At 56.1% G+C, this 12,779-nt stretch carries 8 protein-coding genes; 6 read left to right on the forward strand and 2 right to left on the reverse strand.

Going from position 1 to position 12,779, the window contains the following annotated elements; genetic code table 11:
- Positions 1-320 precede the first annotated feature (320 nt).
- The 5 genes from ybgF (at position 321) to P8T57_RS16650 (ending at position 7,140) form a co-directional block, all read left to right on the forward strand.
- Positions 321-1,451: a tol-pal system protein YbgF gene (ybgF, locus tag P8T57_RS16630; protein ID WP_341363726.1), complete on the forward strand. Its 1,131-nt coding sequence runs from the start codon at positions 321-323 to the stop codon at positions 1,449-1,451.
- Between the two features lie 10 nt (positions 1,452-1,461).
- Positions 1,462-2,934 carry a tRNA lysidine(34) synthetase TilS gene (tilS, locus tag P8T57_RS16635; protein WP_341363727.1) on the forward strand — a complete coding sequence of 491 codons (1,473 nt, stop codon included), beginning with the start codon at positions 1,462-1,464 and terminating at the stop codon, positions 2,932-2,934.
- Between the two features lie 92 nt (positions 2,935-3,026).
- Positions 3,027-4,964 (forward strand): ATP-dependent zinc metalloprotease FtsH, encoded by a 1,938-nt coding sequence (gene ftsH / locus P8T57_RS16640; RefSeq protein WP_269451301.1) that lies wholly within the window; start codon positions 3,027-3,029, stop codon positions 4,962-4,964.
- A 13-nt stretch (positions 4,965-4,977) separates the two neighbouring features.
- Positions 4,978-6,093, forward strand: coding sequence for a dihydropteroate synthase (folP, locus tag P8T57_RS16645; protein WP_341363728.1), 1,116 nt, complete (start codon positions 4,978-4,980; stop codon positions 6,091-6,093).
- A gap of 261 nt (positions 6,094-6,354) precedes the next feature.
- Entirely contained in the window at positions 6,355-7,140 is a 786-nt protein-coding gene (locus tag P8T57_RS16650) for a response regulator transcription factor (RefSeq protein WP_341363729.1), read from the forward strand.
- A 15-nt stretch (positions 7,141-7,155) separates the two neighbouring features.
- Here P8T57_RS16650 and P8T57_RS16655 read toward each other — a convergent pair whose 3' ends face one another.
- Entirely contained in the window at positions 7,156-9,129 is a 1,974-nt protein-coding gene (locus P8T57_RS16655; protein ID WP_341363730.1) for a sensor histidine kinase, read from the reverse strand.
- Positions 9,126-11,105, reverse strand: coding sequence for a sensor histidine kinase (locus tag P8T57_RS16660; protein ID WP_341363731.1), 1,980 nt, complete (start codon positions 11,103-11,105; stop codon positions 9,126-9,128). The genes P8T57_RS16655 and P8T57_RS16660 overlap by 4 nt, the downstream gene beginning before the upstream one ends.
- Before the next feature lie 306 nt (positions 11,106-11,411).
- Between P8T57_RS16660 and glmM the strand changes: the two genes are divergently transcribed.
- Complete coding sequence (gene glmM, locus P8T57_RS16665) at positions 11,412-12,761, forward strand: phosphoglucosamine mutase (RefSeq protein ID WP_341363732.1); 1,350 nt, start codon at positions 11,412-11,414, stop codon at positions 12,759-12,761.
- The last annotated feature ends 18 nt before the right edge of the window (positions 12,762-12,779 follow it).

Below are 12,779 nucleotides of genomic sequence, written 5' to 3' on the forward strand. Positions count from 1 at the left end.
TCAGAACCCCCTAATTTGATTGGAATGGCAGGTGTTATATTTGCGAACTCCAAGGAAAAGCCCGCAGTGCGGGTTGGCATCCCGGACAAGGGATTTGACGTCGGAGTTCGCAAATATAACACCTGTCCTTCGGATCAATCAGATTTGCACGGGCTACTTTGTCGCAAAACCTTGAAAGATATATATCTTCCTGCGATTTTGCTTCGCGTATCCGCACAAATCTGATTGACCATTTCAACCAAATTAAGGGGTTCTGACCCTGGATGTTCCTTGATGATACTGGGAATGTGATGTTCGAAATTACGACGAAGGACCCGAAAATGATCCGAGTTGGCCCGAAAACCGGTTATCGAAATGACGCCCTTCCGCACCAGATTTCCGCGGCGGCGCATTCACCAACCGTTGGGGGAAAACAGGGGGCGCTGCGCCGTCGCCCGGTCGGCTATTTGTCGGTGTTTGCCGTCGCGGCCCTGCTGGGGATGACTGTTCCTGGCGGTGCACCGGTACGGGCGCAAGAATCCAACATGACCCGTCAGGTCGAACAGTTGCGCAAGGATATTGATCTGTTGCAGCGTTACGTCTACCGCGAGGGTGTTCCTTCGGGTGGTGTTGCCGATGGTGGTTCAAGTGATGGAAGTCCGGCCGCGGCGCGCCAGCAGGTTCAGATCAACGAGATCGAACGCGCGGTGACCCAGCTTACCGGCCAGATCGAAGAATTCGACTTCCGCATTCGCAAGATTGAAGATCGCCTTGATCGTCTGGTTTCCGATGTTGATTTCCGCCTTGGTCAACTTGAAGGCGGCGCCAATGCCGGTGGCACGCAGACCGGTGCTGTTGCCCCGTCGGCGGCGGCCGGAGCGGCGGCAAACGGTGCGAGCGCATCGAATGCCCAGCCAAATACCGCCGGTACGGGGCAACGGGTTGATGACCGTGGTACCCAATTGTTCGGTGTGATCGAGAATGAAGGTTCGCCGCCCTCTGTTCCGTCCGGCCCATCCAATACAGGGGCAGGTAGGCCGGCACCTGCCGCGGCCGCATCTGGTGGCGGTGGTGCCCTTCCGGCCGGGACACCGGAAGAACAGTATCGTTATGCTTTTGATCTTTTGCGCAAACAGAACTTTGCGGCGGCGGAAACCGCCCTTGCCGCGTTTGTCAAAAGCCATCCGGACAATGCATTGGCCGGGAATGCGCAATACTGGCTTGGCGAAACGTTTTATGTTCGCGAACAGTATGATCAGGCGGCTGTCGCGTTTACCGAAGGTTTCCAGACCTATCCCGATAGCAGCAAGGCGGCCGATAACCTGCTTAAACTTGGCATGTCGCTTGGCAATCTGGGCAAGAAGGACGATGCCTGCACGACGTTTGGCCATCTGATTTCAAACTTCCCGAATGCGTCGGCGGTCGTGCTTGACCGTGCCCGTCAGGAACGCAAGAACCGCGGCTGTTCCTGATGGCAGTCTGATGGCAGACCAACCGGAAAATATTATCAATCCCGATCCGGCGTCCGATGGAACCCCATTGGACGCCGTTGTCTTTTCACGCCTGATGAATGTTTTTGGCCCGTTTGAAGATCGGCCGAAAATTGCCGTGGCGGTTTCAGGTGGCGCGGACAGTATGGCGTTGGCGTTACTGGCGCATGAATGGTGCGGGTCAAACGGCGGCGAATTGACCGCCATCACGGTTGATCACGGCCTGCGTGCGGAGGCGGCAGAGGAAGCGATCCGGGTTGGGGAGCAGCTTCGAAAACATGGCATTGATCATCGTATTTTGCGCTGGGACGGGGCCAAACCGCAAAGTGGTATTCAGGAAGCGGCGCGCAAGGCCCGCTATGACCTGCTGGACCGCGCGTTGGGGGAAATTGGCATCCTGCACCTTTTGATCGCCCATCATCGCGATGATCAGCATGAAACGCTTGTGATGCGGCAACAGCGCGAGAGTGGCGTGATCGGCCGGGCCGGGATGGCAGCGCGGCGTTATCTGCGCAATGCCAGAGTGTTGCGGCCTTTGCTGCCCGTGGCCAAGGTTGATCTGATTGCAACGCTCCGGACCCGCCAGCAGGACTGGATCGAAGACCCGTCCAACCGCAATGTCCGTTTTGAGCGCGTGCGCATCAGACACAACCCGATGATGGACGGCCCGAAAAAAGAGACGGTTCAAAGCGGTGCCGATGCACGCCAGACTGCGGAATACCGGATTGCCGATCTTCTGGCATCGGCGGTGCAGATTGCAAATTGCGGTATTGCGCGTATCGATTATTCGAACTGGCGGGATGTCGGCGGTGATGAAGTAACCGCACGCTATGGCCTTGGGCATATTGTCCGGGTGGTTGGCGGAGAAAATTATATGCCGGCACTGGGCGCGTTGACGGCGGCCCTGTTGCAAATCAACGAGAAGGAAGATGCGCGGGTCAGTCTGGGGGGATGCGTGTTGCATCGCCGGGGGGGCATTTTGCTGGTTTATCGAGAGATCGGGCGCGTGGATGCCCATCCGGTTCGCATTGATGCCGATTTGATGCGCGATGGTTTCGGACAGCGTTGGGACAATCGGTTCGAGCTGTTTTTCGCAGATCATGGCGCGGGGGCAACCGCGGATTACGGTGATTTGGGGCGGTTTGTGATTGCGCCGCTGTCGGCTTGTGATGCGTTTCACACGCGCGCCTTTCGGGCCGCCATTGGCAAAATCGCGCCATTTGTTGATCATTTGCCGCGCGCGGCCCTTGCATCCATACCCGCACTTTATGATAAAGAAGTTCTGCTTTCCGTTGGCGGGCTTGAGGTTTCAGGCATTTCCGACGTATTATCCGCCGCCGGTTGCCGCACGGCCCCGATGGGGGTAGAAAACGCAATCGGCATGCGATGGCGGTTTGCACCCCCGACACCTTTGTGGGAAAGTGGGTTTAAATCGTCGCCGAAACCCGACGTCCTACTTGCGTAAAGGTACCTTATCATTATCTGATGGTCAGGCCGTGCGCAGGGCGATTGCGCGTCATGGCGAACACAAATTGCGATCAGTAGCTTGGAATGAATATGGGAAAAAATCTCGCACTGTGGGTTATCATAGCCATCCTTTTGGTGGCTTTGTTTAACCTGTTTCAGTCGCCATCAGGACGGAGCGGCCAGTCAACGCTGGCGTTTTCGGACTTCCTGGCCGAAGTTGACAGCGGCCAGATTTCAGAAGTTACGATCCAGGGCAACACTCTTACAGCGCAAACCCGCGATAACCGGACCGTTAGTGTTTATACCCCTGATTATCCGAGCCTTGTCGAACGTCTGAACGACAAGGGCGTTCGTATTATTGCCCAGCCGGAAGAAAGCCTGTCGCCGCTTATGAGCGCGCTGATCAGCTGGTTCCCGATGCTGCTGATTATTGGTGTGTGGATTTTCTTCATGCGTCAGATGCAGGGCGGCGGCGGCAAGGCCATGGGCTTTGGCAAATCAAAGGCCAAGATGCTGACCGAGAAATCCGGTCGGGTGACCTTTGAAGACGTGGCCGGGATAGAGGAAGCCAAGGGCGAGCTTGAAGAAGTCGTCGACTTCCTGCGCGATCCGCAGAAATTCCAGCGCCTTGGCGGTAAAATCCCCAAAGGCATGCTTCTTGTCGGACCTCCGGGTACTGGTAAGACGCTTCTGGCACGTGCGATTGCCGGTGAAGCCAATGTGCCGTTCTTTACGATTTCGGGTTCCGATTTCGTGGAAATGTTTGTTGGTGTCGGCGCATCGCGTGTGCGTGACATGTTCGAACAGGGCAAAAAGAACGCCCCGTGCATCATCTTCATCGATGAAATCGACGCCGTTGGCCGCCATCGTGGTGCCGGTCTTGGCGGCGGAAACGATGAACGCGAACAGACCCTGAACCAGCTTCTGGTCGAGATGGACGGTTTTGAGGCCAACGAGGGTGTTATCCTTGTGGCCGCAACCAACCGTCCGGATGTTCTGGACCCGGCATTGCTGCGCCCCGGTCGTTTTGACCGTCAGGTTGTTGTGCCGAACCCCGATCTTGAAGGTCGTGAACGTATTCTTGGTGTTCACGCCCGCAAGGTTCCGCTGGGGCCGGATGTTGACCTGCGCACGGTTGCGCGTGGCACGCCGGGCTTCTCGGGTGCGGATCTGGCAAACCTTGTCAACGAGGCAGCGCTTCTTGCGGCCCGTCTTGGCAAGCGCGTCGTCACCATGGCCGATTTTGAAAACGCCAAGGACAAGGTGATGATGGGGGCGGAACGCCGTTCCATGATCATGACCGACGACGAGAAGAAGCTGACGGCCTATCACGAAGGTGGCCATGCGCTTGTTGCGCTGCATACCCCGGCATCCGATCCGATTCACAAGGCAACCATCATTCCGCGCGGTCGTGCGTTGGGTATGGTGATGCGCCTGCCGGAACGCGATCAGGTTTCCAAATCCTACGAACAGCTGATTTCCGACCTTGCGGTTGCCATGGGTGGCCGCGTTGCCGAGGAAATCATCTTTGGCAAGGACAAGGTCACCACGGGTGCATCTTCGGACATCAACATGGTGACGCAGTATGCGCGCAAGATGGTGACCGAATGGGGCTTTTCGGACAAGCTTGGCAATGTCAAATATGTGGATAATCAGGAAGAAGTGTTCCTGGGGCACAGCGTTGCCCAGCACAAGAATGTTTCGGAAAAAACAGCCCAGCTGATCGATGAGGAAGTGCGTCGTTATTCCGACGAGGCCTATGTTTTCGCCAAGCGGGTTCTGACCGAGCATCTTGACGATCTGCATGTTCTTGCCAAGGGGCTTCTGGAATACGAAACCCTGTCGGGCAAGGAAATCGATGCGCTTCTGCGCGGCGAGGAAATCAACCGTGCGGGCCATTCCAATGGTGGTGGCAAGGACGCGGGCGGCGGACGCCGTTCGACGGTTCCGACCACCGGTGGTGCGCGCAAGGAAAACCCGGGTGAAGGTGGCGGGGATTTGTCCCCGGAGCCACAGCCGGGCAGCTAACTGAAAGAGACTGATGGACAAGATCGAAGGATCGGTCCTGCGAAGCCCCGCCGATGTGCGGGGCTTCGCTGATTTTGACGGACCGTTATATTACGCACCTACCGGTTTCATCGACCATGCCGATGATCCCAATACGTTACCACTTGCCGGATCGCGGCGCGGCTTTTCCGCGCTTGAAATCATTCGCCGTCGCGACGGCGGCGGTGCCGAAAGCATGATCCTGCCGTTGCTGGCCCTTGAAGGCTGGGTCCAGAATTCGGGGCGGGTGGATGAAATCAATGATGTTCTGAACCGTCTGACAACCAAACGCGCCGATTTTGCCGGGCTTGATATGGCGTCCTGTCATGTGATGGGCATTGTCAATGTGACACCGGACAGTTTTTCGGATGGCGGCGATTACAACAGCACCGATCAGGCGATTGCGCGCGCGCGCGCGCTGGCGTCACAGGGGGCATCCATCCTTGATATCGGGGGGGAATCGACCCGGCCGGGGGCGGAAGCCGTGTCCGAAACCGACGAGATCGCCCGCGTTGTTCCAGTGATCCGGGCCCTGGCCGAAGACGGCCATTGCGTTTCCATCGATACTCGCCATGCAAGCGTGATGGAGGCCGCGATTGAGGCCGGTGCGGCGATCATCAATGACGTGACCGGGCTTGAAGGCGATGAACGGTCGATGGAAGTCGCCGTGGCATCGGGAAGGCCCGTGATGCTGATGCATATGCAGGGCGAACCGGGCACGATGCAGGAAAACCCGCAATATGATTGTGCGGTTCTGGATGTGTATGACTATCTGCTGGACCGGATCGAAAGTTGCGAACGGGCCGGGATTGCGCGCGATCGTATCTGTGTTGATCCGGGCATCGGTTTTGGCAAGTCGCTGTCGCACAATCTGGAACTGTTATCGCGTCTGGCGATTTTTCATGGGTTGGGTTGCCCGGTGTTGCTGGGCACGTCGCGCAAATCATTTATCGGCAAGATTGATCCGGCAGCATCCCCCAAGGAGCGGCTGGGCGGATCGATTGCATCGGCGGTCAATGGATGGCGGCACGGTGTTCAGATGATCCGGGTGCATGATGTTCATGACACGGTTCAGTCGATTTCGGTCGCAACTGCGACATCGATGGTATAGCTGTTTTTGGCCTGCAATCTATGGATGTATAGGTTGACCGGTTTGAACAACGAATTATAAAAGGCCCGCCGTTCTGGTGCATTTTCGAGTGCCAGAATTGCGGGTCTTTTTTGGTCCGGTGAATCTGGCAATTTCTGACAGATCGTGCTTGGGGCTTGCGGATTTTACCCAATCGCCACATACCATTAAAGATAAAGAGAATTGCGATCAGGAAGATCGCGCAAATGGTTGGTTTCGTGCAAACAGCGAAGGCGAAGTTGAATGAATGGATACAGCGCGCACGCGCGCGTTGAACAGCCGGAAAAGGCTGCGGGTCAGGAAACGATGGCGACTTGTGTTTTCGTGGTCGAGGACAATGCCGATCTTAATCGGGATTTGTGCGAATACCTCGAGATGTGCGGTTTTGATGTTGTCGGTTGTGAAACCGGCGCAGCGTTTCATCGTGCGCTGCAATCCAAAACACCTGCGGCGGTCATTTTCGATATCATGCTGCCGGATGCCGATGGCTATGAATTGGCCAAATATGCGCGCGCCAACCTTGATTGCGGCATCATGATGCTGACATCCCTTGCGGGGATGGATCATCATCTTACGGGGTATAAATCCGGTGCGGATGTTTACCTGACGAAAGACAGCCCGCTTTCGGTGATCGAGGCGGCCCTGCGCCCGTTGTTGCGCCGGGTTGGCAAAAAAGATGACGATGTGGTTGAAGACCCGGAAAAAGACGGGGCCTGGACCCTTGATATGCTGAACTGGACGCTGAGCAATTCGGGCGGCGGTTCTTCGACTTTGACCGCGACGGAACGCACCATCGTGCAATTGCTGGTCGAGGCAAACGGGGCGTGGCTGACACGCCCGGAAATCGTCATGGCGCTGGGCAAGGCCGATACGGCCGAAAATTGCCGTAACCTTGATACGGCGATCCGGCGCGTTCGTCAGAAAGTCCTGCGCGAAACGGGCGATGAATTGCCGGTTCGGACCGCATATGGGCGGGGCTATGCCTTTACTTCGCCCGGTATCATTTTGGGTGCTGGCGAAACCGCCTGATTGACTGTTATCCGTTCAGATGTCGAACGACCCGGTGCTGTCTTCGCATGGCAGCAACAGGCATAGCTCGATCCCGTCGGTGCCCTTGTCACGCAATTTGATTGATCCGCCATGTGCATCAACGATGCGCTGCGAGATATGAAGCCCCAGCGCATTCTGCATTGCGGTTGGCCCGATATCCTGGCGGAAGAGGGCGTCACTGATGCGCAGGATTTCCTGGTTGTTCAAATCTTTGCCGTGGCAGGGAATATCGATTTCCACCAGCCATTCGCCATTGCGACGGACGGTGATATGGATTGGAGCTCCTTGAGCGTAACGCCGTGCGGTTTCAATCAGGTTGGTGATCGCAAGCCCGACCAGTGTGGCATCGACATAGGTTTCAAGCTGTTCGGTCCCGACGCATTCCAGAGTGATTTCGGCATCGGCGCGCGATGTATCTGCGACAAAGTCCGTCAGCAGACGATTGACCGGCACCAGTTCGCGGGCCAGCGCAAAGTCACCGTCATCGATGCCATCCTTGTTGAGGAAAATATCCACCAGACGCGATAGTTTGCGTGCCTGATCCTGAATGCGTTGCAGGCGGTCGGTGACGTCGCTGCGGGCATCGCGCAGCCGAAGCAGCAGCATTTCGGAAGACCGTTGAATAACCGCAAGCGGTGTGCGGAATTCGTGCGACAGCATGGAAATCAGTTTTCGCTGTTCCCCGACAAGCGATGTTGTTGCCGCGGTGACCCTGAGCATGTTCATGCGTTCCTTTTCGATCTGCGAAAGGCGGAACCCCATGAGGATACCCATCGCGCACATATGGAAAAACAGCGTGAACTGATGCAGGCCAAGCCGGAACGGCGTGGCGGCAATCAACCCGGCATGTGTCAGTTGCAACAGCACGGCCCCGCCGATCGGGATCACAATGACAACCAGATAGATCCACAAAAGCCACTGCCTTGGTGCCCGGATGATCCGGTAGGCAACAATCAGGGACAGTGTCGTGAGTAACGCGGCATGCAGCGGCACGATATATGTGCCGTAAAGCGCATAAAAATCGGTGGTCACGGTTAGAGCGCAGGCAACCGAAAGCCCGCAATAGACTTTAGCGATCCGCGCGATCACAACATTCTGTTTGCCAAGATCAAGAATATAGAACCAGAGAAAAATGGAGGCAGCCGAGCCGACGACATTGGTCACCCCGACAATCAGGTCATTGGCATAGGGCCATTCGGGTTGAATGACCGCGAGCACAAGCCCGTTGACCGCGGATGCCAGTGTGCCAATCAAAATAACGCAGACACCATATGTCGCAATCGCACGATCCCGGACGAGAGAGCCCAGAACGGTGTAAACCACGCCGAGCATCAGGATGACACCGAAATAGATGCTCATTGCCCCGTCGCGGAGCGTCAGACTGGAAAAAAGCTGATCGGTTGGCCAAAGTTTGGCGATCAATAACTGGGTGCTGTTCGATTTGGTGCGGATGAAAAGAGTATAATCACCCGGTTCGAGTGGCGGGAAGCGGTCGACATGCTGGCTGCCGCGCGTGGGGCGCAGGCCTGCCGGGACATGATCGCCCATATGGCTTTGCCACAGATGGCGCGATGTTCCCTGCCTGATCAGATAGGCATCGATGAAATTCATGTAGTTTGGCTGAATTTCAAGTTGCAGGGATTGTGTCAGGCCCTGCGGAACAGACAGTTGCAGCCGGTACCAGACGCTATCGCCCGTATAGCCAAAACTTGGCACGCCGGTACTTGGGGTGAAATCATCGTTTGGCAGGTTCAAAACGTCATTGAGTGTCAGATCGTTTGTGCGGTCTTCAAGCCACAGAACGTGATCATGCAAATTCACAGGGGCCGCGATGTCCGGCAGAAGGGTCAGTTTGCCGACCTCCGTTGCCGTGGCCGGGGACAGCTGGGCCGTGACCGACAGCATGGTCAGTAGCGCCAGCAGAAGCCGGAAACAGAAAAGCATCGGTCTGTTTTTCGGATGGCTCATGACGCATTTTCCGGGTCGCAGGCAGGTGCCGTCGGGGGATCAAGATTGGTGGTGCGCGCCGCTTCAATGTTGTTTTTGGTCAGTTCGCGGTCATAGGGCAGGCGGATCAGGATGGTGGTGCCACCGTTTTCGCCGACGCTGACTGTCATGCGACCCATATGCCCGATGATGATCCGGTTGGTGATATGCAGACCCAGACCGACGCCATGGGTGCTGCCCGATCTGTTGCCACGGTAAAATGCGTCGGCAACAAGCGACAGATCATCGGGCGAAATTCCCGGCCCATTGTCGGTGACGCGGATATAGACATTTCCATCGCTGCGGTGGGTGAAGCCGATGCGAACACTGGCATCCGGGGCATATTTAAGCGCGTTTTCAATCAGATTGCATATCGCGCGTTCGATCAGGGTTCTGTCGATGCTTGCGACGGTAAAATCCACCTCTTCCAGCTCAATGTCATGATCGGGCGTCTCGCGCTGACGTCGGAGGACAAGGTCGCGCAGGAACGGTGCCAGAACGGTTGGTCTGGGGGAAATACGGAAATTGGTGCTATCAAGTGTTTCCTTTGTCAGGAACACATTCACCAGTTCAGACAGTTGGGTCGCATTTCTGCGAATGGTTGCGATACGGCTGGTTATGGCTTCCGGGGCGTCGCGAACATGAAGCGAAACCATTTCGGCGGCGCGCTGTATAATGGCCAGTGGTGTTCGGAATTCATGGGATAGCATGGTGATGAATTCGCGCTGCTCGTCGGCGAGCTGATTGGCGCGCGTGCTGTTTTGAACGGCTGTGACGCGCTGGCTGGCAAGTGCGTATGTCCGGCCTGCCATCGCAATGCCAAGCAATAGCAGGTGCACAAGCGATGCCACCTGATAGCAGTTGCTGGTAAATCTGTTGGCCGGAACAAGGCCCATCAGCATCAGCAGATGCACGATTGCCGCAGCGGCGGGCAATCCCAATGCGACGAAATAGATCCGAAGCTTTCGCGCATCGGGCTTGGTCGCACCAAAATAGAACAGATAGCCATAGAGGATCAGCAGCACACCGATATGGAACAGGAAAAAGCTGCGCGCAAAATGGATGTACAGGTCGCTGACCGATGTCAGGGAACACAGGCTTGCAAGTGCCGCGTAAACCGCAAGAGCCGTGAATACGGTGCGCTTGTATTTGTCCAGTTCAATGATGTAGGCCCACATCATCACACTGGTCGCAAGCGAGAAGGCCGTGCCGGCACCGGTGATGGCATCACTGGCAAATTGCCATGTGCCGGACAGAAGAAGCTGGGCATAGCCAGAAATGCCCGCCGTTCCGGCAAACAGGGCCAGAACATAAAGCCCGTACCAGACAATCGCCCGGTCGCGGATCAGCAGACCCAGCGTGAAATAGACCATGAAGCCGATTAAAAGGATGCCAAGATAAAGCCCGTACAGAAACGTATCCTGCACGTTTTCGGTGATCAGGGATGTATCGGATTTTATAGACGCATTCAAAAGCTGGGCGCTGTTGCTTGAAACGCTGATCACCAGCCAGTATTTTCCTGCCGGAAGGTTGGGCCATGCGCTTAGATGCTGGCGACCCCGGGCTTCGTATGGGTTCGGGGGGATATGATCCCCAACGACATCGTTCCAGACGGTTATCCGTGTCTCGGCATCAAGGATCGCAAGCCTTATCCGGTTCAGATAAGGCGGTGAAATTTCAAGATAGCGTTTGAGTTCAAGCGGTTTTTCGCCGTCCTTTGTGACAAGGATCTGCATCCGGTACCAGACGGCTTCAAGCGTGTAACCGGGGCCGGTTGATCCCATAAGCGGTGTGAAATCGTCTGCCGGGAGCATGGTGACATCGGCGGCTGTTCGAACCTGCCGTTTGGTTGACAGACGTTCGATCAGCGGTGCGAGGTCAATATCATCCTGATCGGCGGAATAGGACCCGATGACAAGTTCATGAGGGCCCATATAAGCAAGGGCAGGGCGGGTCATGAAAAACATCGCGATGATGACCTGCACTATGATCCCTGTGATATAACCCTTGCGGCAACCGGTTTTCCGCAAAATGCCCCCGATTTCGGAATATTCAAACGCTTCGTATCCTAGATACCGGGTTTTAAAAGCAAGGTCATGGCTTTTATAAGCGAAGGGTAAAGGATGCGATTAACGGATCGGTTGCTTATGAAAGGTATAATCGGTCACTTGCCGGTAGCATTGCGCGGACACTTTGATATAACCGGCAGTCAGGAAAAATAACCCGCGCATCAATGTGTCGGGATGGAAGCAGAGAAGACGAGCATGAGCCGTAAATATTTCGGGACCGACGGTATTCGCGGAACCGCCAACACCGCCCCCATGACAGCCGAAGTCGCGCTTAAGGTCGGGATGGCCGCTGGCCATTATTTCACCCGTGGCGATCATCGTCATCGTGTGGTGATTGGCAAGGATACCCGTCTGTCGGGCTATATGCTTGAACCGGCTTTGGTGGCCGGTTTTACGTCGATGGGGATGGATGTGATGCTGGTCGGGCCGATGCCGACGCCGGCCGTTGCCATGCTGACCAAATCGATGCGGGCTGATATCGGCGTGATGATTTCGGCCTCACACAACCCGTTTCAGGATAACGGCATCAAGCTTTTTGGCCCGGATGGTTTCAAACTGTCTGACAAGGTCGAACTTGAAATCGAAGCCATGATGGACAGCGACATGTCGGCGTTGCTGGTGGCTGCCGACAAACTTGGCCGTGCGCAGCGCATTGATGATGCGCCGGGCCGCTATATCGAGGCGGTCAAATCATCGCTGCCGTCTTCGGTGACGCTTGAGGGGCTCAAGATCGTTCTGGATTGCGCCAATGGGGCGGCTTATTCCGTGGCGCCCAAGGTCCTGCGTGAACTTGGCGCGGATGTCATTGAAATCGGGACCAAACCGAACGGTCTTAACATCAATGCCGAATGTGGTTCGACGCATACCCAAACCATGTGCGACCGGGTGTTGGCCGAAAAGGCCGATGTCGGGATTGCCCTGGATGGTGATGCCGACCGGGTTCAGATGTGTGATGAAAAAGGCCAGTTGATCGATGGGGATCAGTTGATGGGCCTTGTCACCACCCATTGGAAACGCACCGGGCAGTTGCGCGGCAATGCCCTGGTTGCGACGGTGATGTCAAACCTTGGTCTTGAACGTTACCTTGAAAGCAATGGGTTGCGCCTGATCCGTACCAAGGTCGGGGATCGTTACGTTGTGGAACAGATGCGTGCCCTTGATTGCAATGTCGGCGGGGAACAGTCCGGGCATATCGTGCTGTCGGATTTTGCATCGACCGGTGATGGCTTGCTGGCGTCCCTTCAGGTTCTGGCGGTTCTGGCGGATCGCGATGGTCCGGTTTCGGAAGTAAGCCGCGTTTTCGATCCGCTGCCGCAAATCCTTAAAAACGTGCGTTATGTGGCGGGTTCCGATCCGCTGTCTCGTAGCAGTGTGGTTGATGCGATTTCCAGTGCCGAACGGGCCTTTAACGGCGATGGTCGCGTTCTGATCCGCAAATCGGGAACCGAACCGCTGATCCGTGTGATGGCCGAAGGCGATGACGCGATCAAGGTTGAACAGATCGTTGATGGCATTGTTGCTGAAATCATGGCTGTTGCGGGTTAAGGCAGCAGGACTATCTTG

Origin of the sequence: Thalassospira sp. SN3W (genome assembly GCF_038070535.1) — a bacterium.
Taxonomy (GTDB): Bacteria; Pseudomonadota; Alphaproteobacteria; order Rhodospirillales; family Thalassospiraceae; genus Thalassospira; species Thalassospira xiamenensis.